Here is a 21484-nt window from a genome sequence, read left to right on the forward strand (position 1 = left end):
GTTTTATTTTAAATAAGTAAGTTGCCATAAACAAATGAGTGGTTATGAGGAAAATAAAAACGGGCATAAGCCCGTTGTAACATATAAATAATGAGAAGATAAAAACAACCGTAGAGTTTATTCCACCAACGCGATACGACTTTGTCGATCGAACTCTCGTATTTTACTTAGGTAATGTTGCTCTGTTTGTTTGGTCATGACATTACGCTTATCATCAAGCAGTTGTGCATTAAACTCTTGCGCTAACTGTTTGGCTGCATTGAGCATTTGTTCGAAGACATAAAAAGGGTCTCCTGCATTAGGTAAAGTCATAAATAAACTGACGCCGCGCGTGGCAAAATTCTCCATACTGTCTAAATCAAATGAGCCTGGGTTCATTATATTGGCTAAACTGAAAGTTACTTTACCATTACCTGCATTGTCTTCATGACGATGAAAAATGTTCATTTCACCGTATTTTAAGCCAAGGGTCAGTACACTAGGTAATAATGCTGCACCAAACATTTGCTGATTAGCCGGCATTACTACGGATAATATAATGACCTGTGGATCTAGTTGAGTTTTAACTTTCTTTGGCTTAGTTACTTGCTCAGTTACTTTTTCTGTTGCTTGCTCATTAAATTGATTATCAAAGTCTATTTCTATTTGCTCACGCTTGAACGTTGCTGTTGAAGGGCTCTTGCCAACTTTTTTAATTGGCGCGCGTGCTGGTTTAGCTTGAGTAACAGGTTGCTCGTATAACGGTTCAATGTAAACAGGGGCTTTTGGCTCAACTGGCTGATGAGCATTATTGATGTTGTTAGACCTGCTAGTAGGTGTTAACTCATCACCTAATTCATCTTTAGTAAATTGGCTACTGCTATCTTCTCGGGAGTCTTCTAGAGAAGCTTCTTCAGGGCCTTCATGTAAAAGTTCTGAAGCATCGTCTTTAAACCAGTCATTAGCAAGGCTACTATCCAAGTTCTGATTGGATCTAGTATCAATTTTCTCTGGTTCTAATTGCTTTTCTTGCCCAGTAAGACCGCTTAAAACATCTTTTTTTATTAATATTTGGCTTTTAGATAAGTCATCTGGTAGCTGGACACCCGTGGTCAAAACATGTTCAGCAACAGCCTCATCTTCAAGGTTTAACTTGTCATTTTGTAGACTAGATTTAACCTTTATCTGTCCAACACCATCTTGATCAAAGCCTTTTCGATCAAAATCTCTCGATATGGGGTCAATTTTACTCTTCGATGTTTTTAACTTATAGGGATTTTTTTGTTTTCTTATTGTCCATAAGCCATGAATGAATATTGCAGTAATGACAATGGCACTAAGTATAATTAAGATGTTTCTGAAGTTATCTTCCATTTTCGAGCCTATTTACTCTCTTGATTGCTTGGGCTGCTAGACTTTGCGATCAAATATCGTTCGTTAAACATCAACAGCTCCAGTTTTCATGCGATTTTTATCGCTATATATTAACAGGAAACCTTAGCAGAAATTAGGGGGATTTGTAACAAGTTAATGTTGTAATATTATCTAAAAAGCTATTATAGCCATTACCAATCAAGCTGCATTTTCGATGATAAAGGGTATATACTCACGGGAAAAACATCATCCACTAGGAATAGTTACACTCTATGCCAAATACACCTAATCAAGAAAAAGATACAGCTATTGACCACAGCGGTGCTAGCTATTTTTTTAAAGGCTTTAGCCTGGTAAGACAAAAAGGTATCCGTCGTTTTGTTTTGATTCCTCTAACCATCAATGTTTTGCTGTTTAGTTTTGCCTTTTATTATGCCTATTTAGAGATCAATAGTTATATGGAAAGCATTATGGCGTGGTTACCAAGTTGGCTTGATTGGTTAAGCGTTATTTTATGGCCTTTAGCTGTGGTTACCATTTTAGTCATCTTTTCCTTTATCTTTAGTACGGTTGCGAATTGGCTTGCCGCCCCCTTCAATGGTTTATTATCCGAAAAAGTAGAAGCCATTTTAAACGGCCAGCAAGCACCAAAAGGTGAGATGTTCGATATTGTTAAAGATATCCCTCGAACGCTGAACAGAGAATGGCAAAAACTACGCTATTATTTACCTCGTGCGATTGGTTTCTTCATAATATTATGGCTACTTCCCATTTTTGGCCAAATCATTTGGTTTTTATTTATTGCCTGGATGATGGCAATACAATATAAAGACTATCCTTTTGATAATCACAAAATACCATTCACTCAAATGAAAGATGTACTAAAAAACAATCAAGGCGTTAGCTACAGCTTCGGCATTACTGTTGCCCTATTCTCTATGATACCTATTGTAAACTTAGTGGTTATGCCCGTCGCTATTTGTGGTGCAACGGCTTTATGGGTCGATTATTACCAAGACAAAGTATAAGCGCACTGGGAATTGAAGATAAACTACATTTAAAACGTATTTCACCTGCTATTTTTTATGCTGATATCGCGTTAGTGCTAAAAATCGTATATATTTAAATAATATAAAAATAAACATGAATGGAAGTGACTTAAATGAAAGCAAAACAAGCTGTTAAGCATTTTACCTTAGTCAGTATGATGGCAGTAGGTATTACTGCTTGTTCTTCAACACAAGATATTGAAGAACAACCAACCCAAGCGCCTGTTATCGTAGAGCCGGTCATTGAAGAGAAGATCAATGAAGAGCAGGAAGAAGTTATTAGTTCAGTGATTAATAACGGCGTAATTGATATCCCTGTTTTAGAAGATGCTCAGATTTTTGCAGAGTTCAGTGACTCCCTGCCTGCGGTGATCAATTACTTCACTAGCTCAAGCGAAGCACAAGTAATCGAGTTTTATCAACAAGCATTCGGTCTAGCACAATCACAAGAGCGCAAACGCGACAGATTAACGCTGAAATACCAACAAGGCGAAGAAAAAATGCGTGTTGTTATTTCTCAACAAAATAACAAACGTCAAGTTGATGTCATTATTGAAAGTGATATGTAATCACACCGATAGTTAGCCTGAACTCTGGAAAATGAATATTTGATGTTTAAGTAAAAACAACAACTTAGGTTGTTAGCAACAGAATTAAGTAGCGATAGACTCTATCAATGTTTCAGTTTATTCGATTATCAAGGCAAAACGTTTATGAATAACAGGTTCTTTATCTACGTTTTAACGCTGAGAATCGGACAAAGGGGAATATTGGGCAAGTGCTGCTTATCCAGACTTCAGGTTATTTAGTATAAATTGTTGCACTAGCGACTCACACCAATAACTAAAACAACAAAAGGGCTTAATGTTTTCACATTAAGCCCTTTTTATATCAGCTGATTATTATTTAGAAGTCATCTTATTCATTAATTCAATACTGCATCAACACTGCCTTGGGCCAAACCATGGTAGCCAGGACGAGCCTGTTGATAAACTTCAAGTGCCCAAGTTTTACTTTGTGGCTTTTTAGCTAGCTCTTTATACAAAGGAACGATTAACTTACGACGACCAATGCTTTTTAAGTAAACGGCCATTGTTGGGTAAACTTCATTATAACCAACACGAATTGATAACAAGTACCAAGCATGGCTAATCTCTGCATTTTTGCTATTGGTTAAATCAAACGCTTTATCTAAGCTCCCCATACGCTCTTGGTTTGTATCAAGAGGTAAATTATTAATAAAGTGTAACCACTCATGCAAAGTCCACTGAGCGGTAGGTAATTGAGCTAACGTTATTTCGTCAGTGGTTAATTGCTTAATTTGTCGATCAATAACTGTAAAAGCGTTCGAAGTAGGCTGAGGTGCATAACTTGGTAAACCAGCATTGAAGATCCATTCATTGATCTCGCTATCGCTAACAATATTTGGGTACTTGTCAGTTAAGTTAGCTTTTAAGTATTTAATAAAGTTGGCTGTACCTAAGCTTTCAAAAGCATGACTATCAAAATACTCTAATACGAATGCATCAAATCGCTCACGACCGAATTTTTCTTCGAGGAACATTAAGAATAACTGACCTTTTACGTAGGGTACACCAGAGAAAGCATCATCAGGATCACGCCCCTTCAAATCGATGTAAAGCTTAGAGTCATTAGCATCAAGTTCCAATAATTCTGCATTTAAATCTTGCGCACCAAGCGCTTGTTCCATAACTGCACGTTCAGTACCAAAAACGGCTTCCATAATGCGGTTTTCAACATAACTGGTAAAACCTTCGTTTAACCAAAGATCACGCCAACTTTCGTTAGTAACCAAGTTACCAGACCAAGAATGTGCTAATTCATGAGCAATTAAATTCACTAAGCTTTTATCACCAGCAACAACGGTTGGTGTAATAAATGAAAGGCGTGGGTTTTCCATACCGCCGAAAGGAAAGCTAGGTGGTAACATTAATAAATCATAACGTCCCCAACGATATTTACCATACATTTGTTCTGCTTTATCAATCATCGCTTGGGTATCATCAAACTCAGCAACAGCTGCATCTAAGATATAAGACTCGGCATATATGCCCGTTTGATGGCTCATTGCTTTAAACTGCAGATCACCCACAGCAATGGCAATTAAATAAGGCGGTATAGCTTGCGGCATTGTGAAAAAGTAGTCACCGTCACGCTCGGTACCTGGTTCATTATTAGCGCTCATTACGGCTAATAAGTCTTTATCAGTAGTGATACGTGCAGTGTAAGTAACACGAACACTCGGTGTATCTTGAATAGGAATCCAAGAACGTGCATGAATCGCTTGGTTTTGACTAAACAGAAATGGTTTTTCTTTACCCGCAGTTTGCTGCGCAGATAACCATTGTAAGCCTGAAGCTTTTTCTGTTGAATTATAATATACACGAACTTTTTTGGCGTTAAATGGCATATGAATAGTTAATTTACTACCTAAAACGTCATCACGCTTAGCAAGATCATACTTTACTTTTACCCACTGACCTTGGTTATTTTGTGCCATAGCAGAGTGAATCACAAGATCGCGAGTATCTAAAATTAATGGTGCTTTTTTATCGGTAGTCCAATCTAGTGATAGTTCAGCGAAGCCGGATAATGATTTTTTATCAAAATCGACATTAAGATCAAGATATACGTGAGTAGCTTTGACTTGATCATAATTAGCGTAAGTATATACATCAGTTAACTGAGAGGCCTTATTGTGTTGATGAACCGCCCCCTCATGTGCCCAGGTAACTGGCGCTATAGACACAGCAAGAGTGCTGAGTAACAAGCAAAGTTTTGAAAAATGTTTCATTACATTGAAGCCTTAAAAATAAATACTATGCTCAAAATGAGCACATAAAAAAACAGGCCTGTAGATTACTTTGAATCTACAGGCCTGTTCAACACTTTACTTCAGTTTTTTTAAACTTTCTACGGGGTTAGTAGTAAGTGTTATTTACTGTGTATTAGCAAAATAGTGGTAATAGGGTTAAGGTTTTTGCATTTGAATAACTACTCGGCGATTTTTCCCTCGACCTAATGTTGTATCATTAGAAGAGATATGGCGCTTTTCACCATAGCCTTTTGCTTCGATACGACTGACTTCGATACCATTTTGTACAAAATAATCTCTGATTTTAGCCGCTCGACGTTCCGATAATTTTAAGTTTGACCAACGGCCACCATAACTATCAGAATAAGCATCAATTAATACCAATTCTAACTCTGGATCTAGGCTCAAATACTGACGAATCATTTCGATACGCCTTTGTGATGCCTTAGTAAATTTATCACTACTTGATTGATAGTTAAGTACTGTATAGGCAATATCATCAAAACTATAATTGAGTAAGTTACCAACGCAACCGACAAAGTCTTTATAAGCTTTTTTAAAGCGTGCTGTAGAGAGACCTACCGATATTTTATCTTGTTCGCTATACCAGTCATTATAATAAAATGTCGGACTCATACCCTGCTCTAATTCACTTAACATAGTCCAAGCAACTTTTTTAGGTAAGCTTGGATTAAATTGTTTATGTAACTTCATATTCGCTATGGTTCTGGAGCCTAAACCTGGTTGCCAGTTAGGTGCAACACTACGAACTTCTGCTAAGGAATAATTATCAGGTAACAGCATCATGTCTAACTCAAATTCCATATTAAGCTTACGGCTAGCTTTAGCTGAAAATCGTGCTTCGCCATAACGAGGGATTTGATGTGATAATGTGCACTGAAGGCGGGAGTCATCAGATAATTGCCATTTAGAGTTATGGATATCTGCGCTATATTGACGTATTCCGGCTTTAACATCGCTTACAAAAAAACTAGCACTTAAGCTGGCAATGATAAGAAAACTAGTACTCAGAGATGCGACTATTTTTTTCATAATTTGGCACAGTATCGATAGCAAATAACAGGACTATTCATATTTTCCTGTCTGGGATATAAAGGGTATCGTCTTTAACTTAGATAACTTTAGCATTTTATCGTTGAAATATCGCTTTTCACCCTAAAAAAATAGACTTTATGAGTCAGATGCAATTTTCACTGTCGTTTTTAAATAAACTTTCTGCGATAATCACCGGCATTATTTTAAACCTCCTTTATTTAGTGACCCATGCCAGAATCAAGCACTGTAGTTAACCAGCAAAATGCCCAAAAAAAAACTGAAAATGTTAAATGCGAATTTGCTCAAAGGTTTCGTGGCTACTTCCCCGTTGTTATTGATGTTGAAACAGCCGGTTTTAATTGCCAAACCGATGCCTTACTTGAGCTGGCCGCTTCTATGTTACATTTGGATGAAGCCACAGGTGACTTCTCTATCGATGAAACCATACAATTTAACATTGAGCCTTTTGAAGGTGCTAACCTTGAGCCAAAAGCGCTGGAATTTACTGGCATAGACCCAACTAACCCCTTACGTGGTGCAGTTGAGGAAGATGAAGCGCTTAAAAGCCTTTTTAAATTAGTAAGAAAGAAAATGAAGGCAGCTGGTTGTCAACGCGCTATCATTGTCGCCCACAATGCAGCCTTTGATTTAGGTTTTTTAAATGCAGCTACCGAACGCTGTAAAATTAAACGCAGCCCTTTTCATAGCTTCGTCAGCTTTGATACCACAACCCTTGCTGGTCTTGCGTTAGGGCAAACTGTTTTAGCCAAGGCTTGTATAGCAGCCAAAATAGATTTTAATAATGATGAAGCGCATAGCGCACTTTATGATACTGAAAAAACTGCCGAGCTATTTTGTCACATAGTCAATAAATGGCGAGCTTTAGGTGGTTGGCCGCTAGTTTCTATAGAAAATGAAGCTGAGGCATAGTAGAAAATATCACTGCTAAAATGTAGACATAAAAAAACCGCTTGCGCGGTTTTTTTAATTTTTACGCTAAAGTAAATTAGCTGAAATAGCTAATTTACTCAGTTAGCAAAAATTATAACTTGTCTGCATTATCTGCAAGGTAAGCAGCAACACCTTCTGGTGAAGCTGTCATGCCTTTATCACCTTTGTTCCAACCAGCAGGACAAACTTCGCCATGGTCTTGGTGGAATTGTAGTGCGTCAACCATACGTAACATTTCATCTACATCACGACCTAGTGGTAAATCATTGATTACTTGGTGACGTACGTTACCTTCTTCATCAATTAAGAAAGAACCACGGAAAGCAACACCGGCTTCAGGATGTTCAACATCGTATGCTTTACATATTTCATGTTTAGTATCAGCAACTAAAGTGTATTGTACTGGGCCAATGCCCCCTTCATTTACTGGAGTGTTACGCCATGCGTTATGTGAAAATTGTGAATCAATTGAAACACCAATTACTTCTACGCCACGGTTTTTAAACTCTTCCATGCGGTGATCAAAAGCTAAAAGCTCAGATGGACAAACAAAAGTAAAATCTAATGGGTAGAAAAACACTACTGCTTTTTTACCTTTAATTGCTTCGCTTAATGTAAAGCTATCTACAATTTCACCGCTACCAAGTACTGCTGCTGCAGTGAAGTCAGGTGCCTGACGACCAACTAATACGCTCATTTTATGCTCCGTTTATTTTTATGTTAAAAATTTAATATTTCTGGTTAGATATATTGTGACAAATATTAATATATCAACCAGTTAAGTGATGATTATTCGCTTTCTGCTGAGGGATTTTTTGCCGCAGCTTCTTTCACTAAGGTTTGTAATTCACCTTGTTGAAACATTTCCATAATAATATCACAACCGCCAACTAACTCACCTTCAACCCATAATTGTGGGAAAGTTGGCCAGTCAGCGTATTTAGGTAATTCCGCACGAATATCAGGGTTTTGTAAAATATCAACATAAGCAAACTTCTCTTCACAAGAAATTAATGCTTGTGATGCTTGTGATGAAAAACCACAGCTTGGTAATTTAGGAGACCCTTTCATATATAGCAAGATTGTATTTTCGCTAATTTGTTCTTTAATGCGTTCAACTGTATCCATAACACCCTCTATTAATTAATGCTTATTCTATTCATTTGTATTGATATACCCTACATATGGAGATAAAAAATAAATTTTCAACTCCTTCCAGCTCCTTTCAATACAAGGTAATAGAATAAGTACTATCATCCAAAACAGCTTATCTATTGATTTTAAGAATATATAGCCTTGAAATTAGTCCTGACAATCCCTATATATGTTTATGACCTGAATAAATAATACTTGAGTATTTTACTCAAGTTTATATGAAAAAACACCTACTTTTGGTGGAAAATTAGAATTATAACTAGGAGAGTATAATGGCCATTGAACTACCGGCATTACCGTATGAACAAAATGCATTAGAGCCACACATTTCAGCAGAAACCTTATCATTTCATTATGGCAAACATCACAATACTTACGTAGTTAAGCTTAACGGCTTAATTGGTGGTACTGAGTTTGAAAATAAAAGCTTAGAAGAGATTGTTAAAAGCTCTTCTGCAGGTATTTTCAACAATGCAGCACAAATCTGGAACCATACTTTTTATTGGAACAGCTTAAGTCCAAACGGCGGTGGTGAGCCATCAGGTAATTTACTAGCAGCAATCAATAGCAGCTTTGGCTCTTTTAGTGAGTTTAAAGCTAAGTTTACCGATAGCGCTATTAATAACTTTGGGGCAAGCTGGACTTGGTTAGTGAAGAATTCTGACGGTAGCTTAGCTATTGTAAACACTTCAAATGCTGCTACGCCATTAACTGACGAAGTTGTTACACCGCTTATTACAGTAGATTTATGGGAACATGCTTATTACATTGATTACCGCAATGTAAGACCTGATTACCTTAACGGTTTTTGGGCATTAGCTAACTGGGATTTCGCTCAAGCTAACTTTAGCTAAGACGAGAAAACCACCCAAACGAAAACCTAACATTGCGCTTGGCCTTTGTTAGGTTTTTTTATAAATAAAAAAATCACACTATCACCTACCTAGTTTTAATACACCTGCGATTAAATACTCCCTCTCAACAATGCATAATAACAAACATCACAAAACAGAAACAAAATAGAAACAAAATAAAGTAATGATAAAACACAGTAACTATATCGTAAATTTATCAAAGACCAGACTAAAACATGCATACCTATTCGATTACTCCCCTTACATACCAGCACAAAGCACCGAAACATGAATATTTAATCACTAAATACCACTAGACTCATAAGACCGAATCATTCATTAGTTTTTCTAATGCGAAGACTGCAATTTCTTTAGCTTGTCGCAACAGAGTACGCCTCTTATAATGGTTTTGTTTTCTGAGTTAGCGCAATGATACTTCCTCTTTCTTCCAAAGAGAGTTCATTAACCGGATTACTTGAAATGATAGCTACTATCTTTTCTCTCTGACATGTTTCTTGGAATTTAACTTCCTTATATCAACTTGATATTAGAGTTGGCCCGCACTTTGTTTGCGGGCTTTTTTTTGCCTTTTTTTTAGTAGCGTTTTTAATAGAATTTAGTGAGGTAAGAAAATATTTACTGTTGCCCTAATATTTGCGCCGGCTCTATTTTAGTCGCTCGCCATGCTGGATATAAGGTTGCTAACAAGCTCATGAACATTGCAGTGAGAATAGTGCTATAAACATCACTAGTATGTAAGACACTGGGTAGGTAGTTTATAAAGTAGACATCACCAGACAAAAAGGTTATCCCCATCAATTGCTCTATAGCACTGATAATACTGGTAAGATTCAGTGCTAAATAAACACCACAAAGACCACCTAATAGACTACCAACCACGCCATTAACCAAACCCTGGGCAATAAAAGCCAACATAATGGTTTTTGAGCTTGCTCCCATGGTTTTTAAAATTGCAATATCACCTTGTCTTTCATTAACTGCCATAATTAAAGTCGAGACGATATTAAAGCTAGCAACCCCTATAACCAATACCAAGACGATAAACATCACCATTCGTACCAGCTGAATATCATTAAATAAATGCCCTTGGGTGCGAGTCCAATTATTGATATACACATAATGATCAAAGTTATAGGCAACTTGCCTAGCTATTTTAGGCGCAGAAAAAACATCATTAACTTTCAAACGTATACTTTGTGTTTCACCTACTTTATAGTCCATTACATCACTGGCTAGGGAAAGGGGAATATAAGCTAACGTTTCGTCTATAGTACCGCCAAACTTAAATATACCAACAACTTCTACATGGCGAGTAATTGGCGCAGAGAATACTTGCTTAACATCACCAGTCCCTTCAGGAGGCGGTAACAATAACTGTATTTTATCACCGAGCGCTACTGATAACTTCTTAGCTACGCCACTCCCCAATATAATTACACCATTATTTTTTTCAGTCCCGGCTAAAGCTTGCCATTTACCAGCAATAATATAATCAGTAATACTTGAGACTTGCATTTCCAGTTCAGCGTCGACACCACGAACTTCCACCGCTTTTAGCTTTAAACCATGTTGCAACATTCCCGTCATTTTAATAACCGGTGCTGCAGCCATAACAGCCAGCTCATTTTGTACTTTATTTATGCTTTCAGGCCAATCCTTTATCGGTTGGTTAACACTTACCAACTCAACATGCGGTACGATAGAAAGAAGCTTTTGTGATAATTCTCGTTCAAAGCCATTCATAGCGCTGAGTACAACAATAAGTACCGTTACCCCTAAGGCAATACCAATGGTCGATGAGGCAGAAATAAAAGCAGAAAAACCATTACCGTGCTGGCTACGAACATAACGCCAGCCTAAAAATATACTTAACGGTTTAAACATGGCGTTCGCTAACCTCATTATCACTCTCTTTGAGCTTATGGGGATCACTGATGATAACAGTCGAAGTCGATGACTCCTGTTCGTTTTTACCGGCAAGGGGTAATAATTGACCTTGTACAAGCTTTACTTGCCTATCCATACGATTAGCTAACACTAAATCATGGGTCACGATGACAAAGCTAGTGTCGGCGGTATTATTTAAGCTGCGAATCAATTGATAAATTTGCTCTGCGGTATCGCTATCTAAATTACCGGTAGGCTCATCAGCTAAAACCAAAGATGGCTTGGTAACCAAAGCTCTTGCAATTGCCACGCGTTGACGTTCTCCACCCGATAATTGTGAAGGCCGGTAATCAATTCTGTGGTTTAAGCCAACGTCGGCGAGCATCTGTTTTGCCGCTAACAAAGCTTGCTTGGGTTTGTCACCTCGGATCATTAATGGCATAGCTACATTTTCTAGCGCAGTAAACTCCATCATCAAATGATGAAATTGATAAATAAAGCCAATATGTTGATTTCTAAACTTTGCTCTTTCTTTATCAGATAACTGGTGAATATCAATCTCATTAATTAGTACTTTACCTGAGCTTGGCGAATCTAAAGCACCCGCGAGGTGCAAAAATGTGCTTTTTCCGCAGCCAGAACTACCCACAACAGCAAGTAACTCACCTTTCTCAACACTTAACTCTAAGCAGTTTAAGACCTTGGTTTCAATATCACCCTGTTTATATGACTTAGATAACTGACAACACTGTAATACTTTACTCATTAATTTATGGCCTTATTCATTGCGTAACACCTGTGCAGGCTGAGTGGTTGAGGCTTGATATGCTGGGTAAAGAGTGGCAAGAAAACTCATTGCTAGTGCGGATAAAATGATAGTGAGCACATCGAACCATTCCAGTTTAATTGGTAAATCTTGCATGCCAAAACCAAATAAATTAACCCCCACCATCAACATTATATCGTTTAAATTAAGTGCTAACACCACACCTAGTAATGTACCGAGACTAACTCCCCACAAGCCATTAACCATACCTTGGGTGATAAAAATTTTAATGACTTCACTGCGCGCTAAGCCTAATGTTTGTAATATGCCAATCTCAGCTTGTTTTTCAACAACAACCATCACTAGCGCCGAAACAATATTAAATGCAGCAACGGCAACAATTAAACTCAGCATTAGCCACATCATATTCTTTTCCATTTTAACTGCTGAAAATAGTGCCCCTTGGCTTTCATCCCAAGTACTAAAACTTACTCCTTGGAGTATTTGCCTTTGCTGAGTGTTTTTTGAGCTCTCTTGCATCTGTTCAAGCTTTGCCACAACTTGCTTAGCATTAAATGCATCATCTAAATAGAGCCGCAATTTATCAATCCCGTCTCCCTTTCGCCTTAGCAGCTTTGCGCCATAACGATTGTCGACATAAACCATAGCATCATCAACTTGTGAGCCAATATGAAATATTCCCGCGATGGTAAAAACACGTTGCACGGGGATGCGCCCCATCGGTGTAAAAATACTTTTATTAGGTAAGACTAATCGAACCTCATCACCAATATTGACCTGTAGGCTATTGGCTAACGATTGTCCCATGACTAATGAGTAGTTTTGTTTTGAGAGGCTATCTAAATTTCCGGCAACCATATGAGTACTGATAATATTCATTTTTTCAAATTCAGGCATAATGCCTTGCACTAAAACCCCTTGAAGAGCTTTAGATGACTGGATCAACGCTTCACTTTCAAGAAAGGGTGTGACTTGTAAAACATGAGGAAAAGTGAGTAGTTCTTGTCGCAAGACTTGCCAGTGTTGGATATGCGCAGTAGCGGTATTTTTATCGACCGTTTTGTCTGAAAAGTCACTAACAATGACATGGGGAATAATGCCTAAGATACGCTTTTTTAGCTCACCTTCAAAACCATTCATCACGGAGACAACCGTAATAAGAGAAGCTACCCCTAATAAAATGCCTACGGTAGAAAAGAATGTAATAAAGGAGACAAAGCCAGTATGACTTTTACTGCGACTATAACGGAGACCGATGAAGATACTAATAGGTTGAAACATTGAGGTATTATTATTTTATCTGGTACTGATTTAGAATGTTCTGTAGCATAACACAGCCGCTTAAATTGTCTGAGATAAATAGCCTCTTGGAAATTTATAGTTACAATTTCAGCGAAAAAATCTACAGTTACATTATCTTATAAGTTTTCTTTTTATCATTGAAATATTAACTTCTATCTGGAATAAACAACATGACCGCGCTTTCCCTTGAACAAAAATTAACACAGTATCATGAGTTTTTTGCCATTGAACATGAATTCTCCGTAAACATCATGACCATTGATAACACTGAAGCCACTAGTTTTGAGCAATTTAGCGCGAATACTCCTATACCATTTAAGTTAGCTACGGATATGAGCGTAATAGATCAATCCGCTTTGAGATCTCTACAGAATTTAGGTAATAGTGCATCGCAGCTAGTTAACTTTCTTAATCAGCAATCTCAAAAAATTGATTTACTGATAGGTTATATTTTGAGTCAACAAGATGAAGTACAACATAGATACCAAGGGGTTAAATTCGGTGGTGGCGGCATCAAATTTATTGCACCGATGGCATTTAGTATTGGCCAATTACTTGAACTGAAAATATTTCTACTTGAAAGTAACTGTGCAATATATTGCTACGGTGAAGTTATTGCGGTTGAAGCAATTAACGAGTTGTTTACTCATAAGGTTACCTTTCACTATATTCGAGAAGAAGATAGAGAAATATTAGTACGTAGCAGTTTACATGAGCAATCTAAACATTTACAAAAATTGGCTAAATTACGTAATCAAGACAATGAGCAGTAAATACCTGTGCCAGTAATAACATTTTAAAGCGCTGACAAAAATCAGTAGGTGTTACACACAAATCCTATTGAGGGTTCGCTCTACTTCTTTTGATGTTTGTTGCTGCTGCTCTGCATGTTTGGCAACAGAATTTAAGCCGTTGTTAATATCATGACTTAATGATACAACCGCCAACATACTGTCATTAATAGAAGAAGTGGCACTTTGTTGCGCTAAAGTACTACTAGCTATTTGTGATGTTAAGTTATCAACCTCTTGGAAAGATAATCCAATATGGTCTAACGCTTTAACAACTTCAGCAGAGTAATTTAATGAATCTTGAGTTAATTTATGACCTCGGCTGATACTCTGAACAGCATTGGTGGATTTCGCTTGTAAGCCTTCAACCATAGATTGTATTTCTACTGTAGCCTCTTGAGTTCGATGAGCTAGCGCTCTTACTTCATCAGCAACAACAGCAAATCCCCTACCTTGTTCCCCTGCCCGTGCGGCCTCTATTGCCGCATTTAAAGCCAGTAAATTAGTTTGATCGGCAATCCCTCTAATCACATCAAGTACATTACCAATGCGGGAGCTCTCTTCCTGCAGTAAAGCAAGCTCACTTGACATGTTCCCAACTTCGCTAGCAACAGCCTCAATAATTTCTTGACTGGTATTAGATGAATTAACGCCACTTGCTAAGATATCCATAACTAAACTAGTTGTTTCACTCACTTGCTGTGCGCTGTTAGATAAAGTCGATGATGTGTTAGCAACATCCTCAATAGATGCTGCTATTTGTGTAATTTGACTAGCAGAGTTATCTACCAGGCTTACTGAGTCAGTCATCTGTAATGATAATGAAGTAGAGCCTTGGCGTAATACTTCTGCTTCTTCGCGAATAACACTTACCACATCAGCTAAGCCAACAATAAAATGACTCAGTTCATTGCTTACTTGAGCAAGATCATCATTGTTAAGATCTTTTAAAGGCTCTGATGGCGCCTCTTCCGTACTAACAACCATATCAAGGTAAGATTTAAGCTGTAACAAGCGCTTGGTTAGCACTTGATTGAAAAAAAAGTAACTCACAAAGCCTTGTAATAAAACTAAAGCACAAAAAAGCAATAGTAGGGTAAAATGACTTATTGGGCCGCTAATAAAAAAAACACTAAAGATAAAAAATAGCCCAATCATTAAATTGGGTAAAAGAAGTTTTATCGATAAATTACTGAGCATAATATTTTCTCTGTTAATTTTTTATTGTAATGCGTACTAGCCATTTTATAGCGTGCATTCTTATGTATTAGGAATAAATTACCTGTATAGCGTTATTTTTGCTAGTATTTTCATCAAGATTATCAATAAAGACTATTCAAATACATGTCAGTTATAGCAATAATTATTATAGGCCTCGCTATTGGTATTATAGCGGGGGGTATCTTTTTATTAAAAAAGTCAGCTCGTAAGTTCAATTTAACACCTGAGCAACTAGCAAAAATCAAGAAACGTAATGAAGCGTTAGATAAACAAGATCAGGAACAACAATAGCAAGGTAAATACACAATTTACCAACTTAAGTGTTTATTTACTTCTATATTAAGGTGTTAATTAAATGACCGCCAAATTGTATTTTTATTGGTCCATTTACTTTATTACAAATAATTACTTTTTTTTACCTTTTTGATGACATAAAATGTCATCAAATTTAACTACTGGGCATATCTTAACCTATGACGAAGATACAACACCTATTTGATAACAATAAACAATGGGCTGAAAAGATTACTAAAGAAGACCCTGAGTTCTTCCAAGGCTTATCTGAACAACAGTCGCCAAAATACTTATGGATAGGTTGCTCAGACTCTCGTGTACCGGCAAACGACTTACTTGGTATGCAACCGGGTGAAGTTTTTGTTCATAGAAATATTGCTAATCAAGTCATTCATACAGACTTAAACTGTTTATCGGTTATTCAATACGCGGTTGATGTACTTAAAGTTCAACATATTATCGTCTGTGGTCATTACGGTTGTGGTGGCGTAAGCGCTGCACTTGATAATCAAAGCCATGGTTTAATAGATAACTGGTTACGGCACATAGAAGATGTTTATCGATTCCATAAAGAAGAAATGGACAAAATCACTGATGAGAAAGAACGCATTAATTTACTTTGTGAGCTTAATGTTATTGAGCAGGTTGCCAATATTTGTAAAACCACAACGTTAGTAAATGCCTGGCAAAATAATCAAGAAATTACAGTACATGGTGTAGTTTACAACTTACATGACGGTATTTTAAAAGACTTAAACGTCTCAGCAAACAATGAATAAACACTTAATATTTCCTTAAAGCTGAAATTTAAACCGTATTTAACCTGAACTCTGGATAATGAGTGCTTGATGTTTAAATACGATATAAGCTATCAATGTTTCAATTTATTCGATTATCAAGGCAAAACGTTTATGAATAACGGGTTATTTATCGACGTTTTAACGCTGAGAATTGGATAAAGGGAGTATTGAGCAAATGCTGCTTATCCAGAGTTCAGGTTATTTACACAAATCTATGTATCCAATAACAAAAAACCAGCAAGTTTAATTCAACTTGCTGGTTTTTAATTATAAAACAGAACTTTATATAATTATAAAACGCCACGTTCCATTTGATTTAGTTCGATAGATTTAAATAATGTTGAAAAATTACCTTCACCAAAACCTTGGTCATCAACACGTTGGATCATCTCAATAAAGATCGGGCCAAACAAGTTCTTAGTAAATATTTGTAATAAGTAAGAGTCCTCACTTTGGCTATCAACTAAGATTTGATGTGCTTTAATACGCTCTTTATCTTCTTTAACCCAAGGTACACGGTTAAATATTTCATCATAATACTCAGGTACAATGTTAAGGGTGTCAATAATAGAACTGTCTAACTTATCAAGAGAGCCAACTAGATCGTCAGTTAAAAATGCTAAATGTTGAACACCTGGACCGTTATATTCCTTCAAATATTCATCTATTTGATTGTCTTTACTGCCCTTACCTTCATTGATTGGAATACAGAACTTGCCACAAGGCGATTGCAGAGCATAAGAAATTAATGCGGTTTTAACGCCTTTAATATCAAAGTATCTAACTTCAGTAAAACCAAAAACATCTTTATAAAAATCAGCCCATTTATGCATTGTGCCTTGACGAACATTGTTAGTCATATGATCAACGGCTAAAAACCCTTTATCTTCAACTAATACAGGCTCAGCTATTGCTTCAAAATCTGTATCATAAATTAAACCTTTGTTACTACCCGTTACTGAGAAATTTTCAATAAAGTAGATCAGGCTGTCACCAATACCAAAAATAGCAGGGTAAGGTAGTTTATTCGCTTCGTTTTCAGCAGATTTTGCACCACGTTTCACCGCTTCATTAAAAGCAAAGTCAGCATCTTCTACACGCCAGCCCATTGAGCAAATTGCTGGCCCATGACTTTTAGCGAATTCTTTGGAGAAGCCCGATTTTTCTTTATTTAATAAAAAGTGAATATCATTTTGATTAAAGTACTCAATATCTCGACCTTTCATTTTTTTAGTTTTAGAAAAACCAAAACCATAGAATGCTTGTTCCATAAAGTCAGAGTCTGGTGTTGCATATTCAGTAAACTCGATTCCACATAGTTTTAATGGGTTTTTGCTATCAGTCATTATTATTTCTCTTGTATCAATTCCAATCTTGAATCTATTATCAGGGGCAAATGTTCCGAGCGAAAGCCCTAGGGCTACAAGGGCCAAAAGGTGGTTGTATCAAAAGTTGTACGAGTGCTTTGCTAAAAATATTGTCTGCTGCTAACAAGGCTATACTGGAGCTAGCGACCGAGTGTATAAAAATATGTACAGATAAAGGTGGAGCTGATCAAATCTTCATTATTCGGTTATCTTATGCCTGACTGTGATAAGTAAATTTTCAACAAATATGGAGAAAAAGTATCAAAACATCATTCCTCTGTTCGATAAAAGAAAAGTAACTACAGGGGCTTTTATTGATTTTACAAAAGAATAACAATTTAATTATATAAATTTCTTAGCAAAATCAGCCAGAACAACTAACATTAAAATATAGCAAGTGCTTTTTACTTTACCTTAACAAGCGGTTAGGTAATAACTTTTACAAACTTTTCTTTTTTATGGATGGCATTGTGCTCTTTTGGAGGTCGTTATGAGTATTTTTCAACATTATCAAACGCGTTATGAGCAAGCACAACAAGAAGAATTTAGCTTGCAAGAATTCTTAACTATTTGTAAAGAAGATAGCATGGCTTATGCGAGTGCTTCTGAGCGCTTACTTACAGCTATTGGTGAGGCCGAAATGGTAGATACTGCCACAGATCCTAGGCTTAGCCGAATATTTTCAAACAGGGTTATTAAACGCTACCCTGCTTTTATCGATTTTTACGGTATGGAAGAAGCAATTGAACAAATAGTTTCTTATCTAAAACACGCCTCACAAGGGTTAGAAGAACATAAACAAATATTATATTTATTAGGGCCCGTTGGTGGTGGTAAATCCTCATTAGCAGAAAAATTAAAATCCCTAATGCAACAAGAGCCAATCTACGTATTAAGCGCTAATGGCATACGTAGCCCTGTTAACGATCACCCATTTAGCTTATTTGACGCCAATTCAGACGGAAAAATTCTTAAAGAAGAATACAATATTCCGGGAAGGTATTTAAACAACATTATTTCTCCGTGGGCTGCAAAGCGATTACACGAGTTTAAAGGTGATATAGCACAATTTAAAGTAGTAAAAATTTACCCGTCTATTCTAGATCAAATTGCTATCGCTAAAACAGAACCAGGTGATGATAATAATCAAGATATATCAGCTCTGGTCGGTAAAGTTGATATAAGGCAGCTAGAACATTTTGCTCAAAATGATGCTGATGCATATAGTTACTCCGGCGCTTTGTGTCGTGCTAATCAAGGCATGATGGAGTTTGTTGAGATGTTTAAAGCCCCCATTAAAGTGCTACATCCATTATTAACAGCTACTCAGGAAGGTAACTACAATCCAACAGAGGGGCTTTCTGCACTACCTTTTAATGGTATTTTGCTCGCCCATTCAAACGAATCGGAATGGCAAACCTTTAGGAATAACAAAAATAACGAAGCATTTTTAGACCGTGTTTATATAGTTAAAGTGCCTTATTGTATGCGTGTTTCTGAAGAAGTTAATATTTATAAAAAACTACTTGAACACAGTGAATTAAAAACAGCACAGTGTGCACCTGATACTTTAGATATTCTGGCGCAATTCTCTGTACTATCTCGTTTGAAAGACCCAGTCAATTCAAGTATTTATTCAAAAATGCGTGTTTATGATGGTGAAACGCTTAAAGATACCGACCCTAAAGCTAAATCTTATCAAGAGTATCGTGATTATGCTGGTATAGATGAAGGTATGTCAGGGTTATCGACGCGCTTCGCGTTTAAAATTCTATCGCGAGTATTTAACTTCGACAGTGTTGAAGTTGCCGCAAACCCTGTGCACTTATTTTATGTACTAGAACAACAAGTCGAGCGGGAACAGTTACCGAAGGAACTTACCGAACGCTATTTAGAGTTCATTAAAGGTTATTTAACACCTCAATATATAGAGTTCATTGGTAAGGAAATTCAAACAGCCTATCTAGAGTCTTATTCTGAATATGGTCAAAATATTTTTGATCGCTATGTCACTTATGCTGATTTTTGGATTCAAGATCAAGAATATAGAGATGCTGAAACAGGTCAATTATTTGATAGACAATCACTCAATGAAGAGTTAGAGAAAATTGAAAAACCAGCTGGCATTAGTAACCCCAAAGATTTCCGTAATGAAATTGTTAACTTTGTCCTGCGAGCAAAAGCCAATAACAATGGAAAAAATCCTGCTTGGACCAGTTATGAGAAACTCAGGACAGTGATTGAGAAAAAAATGTTTTCCAATACCGAAGATTTACTTCCTGTCATTTCTTTTAATGCTAAAACGTCAACAGATGACCAACAAAAACATGATGACTTCGTAAAACGTATGATGACCAAAGGTTACACCCAAAAGCAAGTACGTTTGTTATCAGAGTGGTATTTAAGGGTAAGAAAATCATCCTAGTCATATCTCTTACGCAAAAGGATATAAATATAGCAAAAGAGATAAGGAGCGCAAATGGCCAATTTTATTGATAGACGTCTTAATAGTAAAAATAAAAGTACCGTTAACCGTCAACGTTTTTTAAGGCGTTATAAAAACCAAATTAAGAAATCTGTTTCTGAAGCTATAAATCAGCGTGGTGTGACAGATATTGATTCAGGTGAAAACATTATCATTCCAAAACGGGATCTTTCAGAGCCTACTTTTCATCAAGGAGGTGGCGGAATAAAAGATAAAGTTCACCCCGGCAATGATCAGTTTTCAACTGGTGATAAAATACCACGCCCACCAAAACAACAAGGTCAAGGCGCTGGCCAAGGAGATGCAAGCGATAGTGGCGAAGGCGAAGACGAGTTTACTTTTTCAATTTCTAAAGAAGAGTATCTAAACCTGCTTTTTGAAGACCTAGAGCTGCCCAACCTTGAAAAAAACCAACTTGATAAGTTAATTGAATATAAAACAGTACGAAGTGGCTTTTGTGCTGAAGGTGTTGCCTCAAATATCGATATTGTTAAATCACTACAAGGCTCTATTGCTCGGCGAATTGCAATGACGTCTTCAAAACGTAAGCAGTTAAAGAAACTTGAGCTAGCGCTTTTAACGCTAAATAATGATAAACATGACAATATCCAGAAAAAACGTGCCTTAGTTGCTGAAATAGAAACACTAAAACGAAAAATAGAAAAGGTTCCTTTTATTGATACTTTCGATTTACGTTTTAGAAATTATGCCAAACAAGCTGTGCCTACTTCCAAGGCTGTTATGTTTTGCTTAATGGATGTATCAGGCTCAATGGATCAAGCGACCAAGGAAATGGCTAAACGCTTTTATATTTTACTTTATTTATTTCTTAGCCGTAGTTATAAAAATATTGATGTTGTTTATATTAGACATCATACCCAGGCTAAAGAGGTAGATGAACATGAGTTCTTTTATTCACAAGAGACTGGCGGCACCATCGCCTCGAGTGCTTTAGAATTAATGAACGAAATAATCTGCGAACGCTATGATAATCAGTGGAACATTTATGGTGCACAAGCATCCGATGGCGATAATTGGGCTGATGACTCACCACGATGTCAAACACTGTTAGAGCAACAGATATTACCAAAAAGTCGCTACTTTAGTTATATAGAAATAACCCAAAGAGCTCACCAGACCTTGTGGAAGCACTATCAACAGGTCGAAGAGTCTCATACTAACTTTGCCATGCAACATATCAAAGAAGTTGCTGATATTTACCCGGTATTTAGGGAGCTTTTCAAGAAAAGTACACAAAGTGCCGCTTAGCAGAAT

The 21484-nt window shown here is 36.8% G+C and carries 19 protein-coding genes; 9 read left to right on the plus strand and 10 right to left on the minus strand.

Translation table 11 applies throughout. The features are described 5' to 3' along the window. Positions 1–117 precede the first annotated feature (117 nt). Positions 118–1353 (minus strand): cell division protein ZipA, encoded by a 1236-nt coding sequence (gene zipA / locus GAB14E_RS17940; protein WP_033081086.1) that lies wholly within the window; start codon positions 1351–1353, stop codon positions 118–120. Positions 1354–1625: 272 nt separating this feature from the next. Here zipA and cysZ point away from each other — a divergent pair, with 272 nt between their 5' ends. Together cysZ and GAB14E_RS17930 are read left to right on the plus strand one after the other, a co-directional pair. Further along, on the plus strand, positions 1626–2381 hold the full coding sequence (cysZ, locus tag GAB14E_RS17935; protein ID WP_033081087.1) for a sulfate transporter CysZ: 756 nt from the start codon (positions 1626–1628) through the stop codon (positions 2379–2381). A 134-nt stretch (positions 2382–2515) separates the two neighbouring features. Then, on the plus strand, positions 2516–2971 hold the full coding sequence (locus tag GAB14E_RS17930) for a hypothetical protein (protein WP_052093482.1): 456 nt from the start codon (positions 2516–2518) through the stop codon (positions 2969–2971). A 356-nt stretch (positions 2972–3327) separates the two neighbouring features. On the opposite strand, the gene GAB14E_RS17925 is transcribed toward GAB14E_RS17930, so the two are convergent. Both GAB14E_RS17925 and GAB14E_RS17920 read right to left on the minus strand, forming a co-directional pair. Continuing rightward, positions 3328–5217: a M1 family metallopeptidase gene (locus GAB14E_RS17925; RefSeq protein ID WP_081967715.1), complete on the minus strand. Its 1890-nt coding sequence runs from the start codon at positions 5215–5217 to the stop codon at positions 3328–3330. 177 nt (positions 5218–5394) lie between these two features. Next, positions 5395–6291, minus strand: a complete 897-nt coding sequence (locus GAB14E_RS17920) for a flagellar protein MotY (RefSeq protein ID WP_052093483.1) — start codon at positions 6289–6291, stop codon at positions 5395–5397. A gap of 231 nt (positions 6292–6522) precedes the next feature. Here GAB14E_RS17920 and rnt point away from each other — a divergent pair, with 231 nt between their 5' ends. Next, on the plus strand, positions 6523–7224 hold the full coding sequence (gene rnt, locus GAB14E_RS17915; RefSeq protein WP_033081088.1) for a ribonuclease T: 702 nt from the start codon (positions 6523–6525) through the stop codon (positions 7222–7224). 112 nt (positions 7225–7336) lie between these two features. Here the strand turns inward: rnt and GAB14E_RS17910 are convergent, their stop codons facing one another. Next, complete coding sequence (locus GAB14E_RS17910) at positions 7337–7942, minus strand: peroxiredoxin (protein ID WP_033081089.1); 606 nt, start codon at positions 7940–7942, stop codon at positions 7337–7339. A 92-nt stretch (positions 7943–8034) separates the two neighbouring features. Further along, entirely contained in the window at positions 8035–8373 is a 339-nt protein-coding gene (locus GAB14E_RS17905) for a Grx4 family monothiol glutaredoxin (protein ID WP_033081090.1), read from the minus strand. A 299-nt stretch (positions 8374–8672) separates the two neighbouring features. Between GAB14E_RS17905 and GAB14E_RS17900 the strand changes: the two genes are divergently transcribed. Then, the gene (locus GAB14E_RS17900; RefSeq protein ID WP_033081091.1) at positions 8673–9254 is read left to right on the plus strand and encodes a Fe-Mn family superoxide dismutase; all 582 of its coding nucleotides are present in this window, start codon (positions 8673–8675) and stop codon (positions 9252–9254) included. Between the two features lie 636 nt (positions 9255–9890). Here the strand turns inward: GAB14E_RS17900 and lolE are convergent. The 3 genes from lolE to GAB14E_RS17885 are packed head-to-tail and all read right to left on the minus strand — an operon-like array spanning position 9891 to position 13230. After that, positions 9891–11177: a lipoprotein-releasing ABC transporter permease subunit LolE gene (lolE, locus tag GAB14E_RS17895; protein ID WP_231561984.1), complete on the minus strand. Its 1287-nt coding sequence runs from the start codon at positions 11175–11177 to the stop codon at positions 9891–9893. Further along, positions 11152–11928, minus strand: coding sequence for a lipoprotein-releasing ABC transporter ATP-binding protein LolD (lolD, locus tag GAB14E_RS17890; protein ID WP_033081093.1), 777 nt, complete (start codon positions 11926–11928; stop codon positions 11152–11154). Before lolD ends, lolE begins: the two co-directional genes overlap by 26 nt. A gap of 12 nt (positions 11929–11940) precedes the next feature. Continuing rightward, positions 11941–13230: a lipoprotein-releasing ABC transporter permease subunit gene (locus GAB14E_RS17885; RefSeq protein ID WP_033081094.1), complete on the minus strand. Its 1290-nt coding sequence runs from the start codon at positions 13228–13230 to the stop codon at positions 11941–11943. Between the two features lie 191 nt (positions 13231–13421). Here GAB14E_RS17885 and GAB14E_RS17880 point away from each other — a divergent pair, with 191 nt between their 5' ends. Then, positions 13422–14024, plus strand: a complete 603-nt coding sequence (locus tag GAB14E_RS17880) for a PilZ domain-containing protein (protein WP_033081095.1) — start codon at positions 13422–13424, stop codon at positions 14022–14024. Between the two features lie 51 nt (positions 14025–14075). On the opposite strand, the gene GAB14E_RS17875 is transcribed toward GAB14E_RS17880, so the two are convergent. Beyond that, positions 14076–15095: a methyl-accepting chemotaxis protein gene (locus GAB14E_RS17875; protein ID WP_231561985.1), complete on the minus strand. Its 1020-nt coding sequence runs from the start codon at positions 15093–15095 to the stop codon at positions 14076–14078. A 291-nt stretch (positions 15096–15386) separates the two neighbouring features. Between GAB14E_RS17875 and GAB14E_RS24445 the strand changes: the two genes are divergently transcribed. Together GAB14E_RS24445 and can are read left to right on the plus strand one after the other, a co-directional pair. Beyond that, entirely contained in the window at positions 15387–15554 is a 168-nt protein-coding gene (locus GAB14E_RS24445) for a DUF2897 family protein (RefSeq protein WP_081967716.1), read from the plus strand. A 182-nt stretch (positions 15555–15736) separates the two neighbouring features. Further along, positions 15737–16336: a carbonate dehydratase gene (gene can, locus GAB14E_RS17870; RefSeq protein ID WP_033081097.1), complete on the plus strand. Its 600-nt coding sequence runs from the start codon at positions 15737–15739 to the stop codon at positions 16334–16336. 311 nt (positions 16337–16647) lie between these two features. Here can and hppD read toward each other — a convergent pair whose 3' ends face one another. Continuing rightward, positions 16648–17703, minus strand: a complete 1056-nt coding sequence (gene hppD, locus GAB14E_RS17865) for a 4-hydroxyphenylpyruvate dioxygenase (RefSeq protein WP_033081098.1) — start codon at positions 17701–17703, stop codon at positions 16648–16650. 511 nt (positions 17704–18214) lie between these two features. Between hppD and GAB14E_RS17855 the strand changes: the two genes are divergently transcribed. Then, the gene (locus GAB14E_RS17855; RefSeq protein ID WP_033081100.1) at positions 18215–20149 is read left to right on the plus strand and encodes a PrkA family serine protein kinase; all 1935 of its coding nucleotides are present in this window, start codon (positions 18215–18217) and stop codon (positions 20147–20149) included. A gap of 54 nt (positions 20150–20203) precedes the next feature. Then, positions 20204–21478 (plus strand): YeaH/YhbH family protein, encoded by a 1275-nt coding sequence (locus GAB14E_RS17850; RefSeq protein ID WP_033081101.1) that lies wholly within the window; start codon positions 20204–20206, stop codon positions 21476–21478. The last annotated feature ends 6 nt before the right edge of the window (positions 21479–21484 follow it).

The sequence above is a fragment of the Colwellia psychrerythraea genome, from assembly GCF_000764185.1.
Lineage (GTDB): Bacteria > Pseudomonadota > Gammaproteobacteria > Enterobacterales > Alteromonadaceae > Colwellia > Colwellia psychrerythraea_B.

Excerpts from the sequence above, each read along its gene's own strand:
- rnt (WP_033081088.1), top strand. The coding sequence starts at position 6,523 with ATGCCAGAATCAAGCACTGTAGTTAACCAGCAAAATGCCCAAAAAAAA.
- GAB14E_RS17925 (WP_081967715.1), bottom strand. The coding sequence starts at position 5,217 with ATGAAACATTTTTCAAAACTTTGCTTGTTACTCAGCACTCTTGCTGTG.
- GAB14E_RS24445 (WP_081967716.1), top strand. The coding sequence starts at position 15,387 with ATGTCAGTTATAGCAATAATTATTATAGGCCTCGCTATTGGTATTATA.
- GAB14E_RS17900 (WP_033081091.1), top strand. The coding sequence starts at position 8,673 with ATGGCCATTGAACTACCGGCATTACCGTATGAACAAAATGCATTAGAG.
- GAB14E_RS17910 (WP_033081089.1), bottom strand. The coding sequence starts at position 7,942 with ATGAGCGTATTAGTTGGTCGTCAGGCACCTGACTTCACTGCAGCAGCA.
- hppD (WP_033081098.1), bottom strand. The coding sequence starts at position 17,703 with ATGACTGATAGCAAAAACCCATTAAAACTATGTGGAATCGAGTTTACT.
- cysZ (WP_033081087.1), top strand. The coding sequence starts at position 1,626 with ATGCCAAATACACCTAATCAAGAAAAAGATACAGCTATTGACCACAGC.
- GAB14E_RS17885 (WP_033081094.1), bottom strand. The coding sequence starts at position 13,230 with ATGTTTCAACCTATTAGTATCTTCATCGGTCTCCGTTATAGTCGCAGT.
- GAB14E_RS17880 (WP_033081095.1), top strand. The coding sequence starts at position 13,422 with ATGACCGCGCTTTCCCTTGAACAAAAATTAACACAGTATCATGAGTTT.
- GAB14E_RS17905 (WP_033081090.1), bottom strand. The coding sequence starts at position 8,373 with ATGGATACAGTTGAACGCATTAAAGAACAAATTAGCGAAAATACAATC.
- GAB14E_RS17850 (WP_033081101.1), top strand. The coding sequence starts at position 20,204 with ATGGCCAATTTTATTGATAGACGTCTTAATAGTAAAAATAAAAGTACC.
- zipA (WP_033081086.1), bottom strand. The coding sequence starts at position 1,353 with ATGGAAGATAACTTCAGAAACATCTTAATTATACTTAGTGCCATTGTC.
- lolD (WP_033081093.1), bottom strand. The coding sequence starts at position 11,928 with ATGAGTAAAGTATTACAGTGTTGTCAGTTATCTAAGTCATATAAACAG.
- can (WP_033081097.1), top strand. The coding sequence starts at position 15,737 with ATGACGAAGATACAACACCTATTTGATAACAATAAACAATGGGCTGAA.
- GAB14E_RS17920 (WP_052093483.1), bottom strand. The coding sequence starts at position 6,291 with ATGAAAAAAATAGTCGCATCTCTGAGTACTAGTTTTCTTATCATTGCC.
- GAB14E_RS17855 (WP_033081100.1), top strand. The coding sequence starts at position 18,215 with ATGAGTATTTTTCAACATTATCAAACGCGTTATGAGCAAGCACAACAA.
- lolE (WP_231561984.1), bottom strand. The coding sequence starts at position 11,177 with ATGAGGTTAGCGAACGCCATGTTTAAACCGTTAAGTATATTTTTAGGC.
- GAB14E_RS17930 (WP_052093482.1), top strand. The coding sequence starts at position 2,516 with ATGAAAGCAAAACAAGCTGTTAAGCATTTTACCTTAGTCAGTATGATG.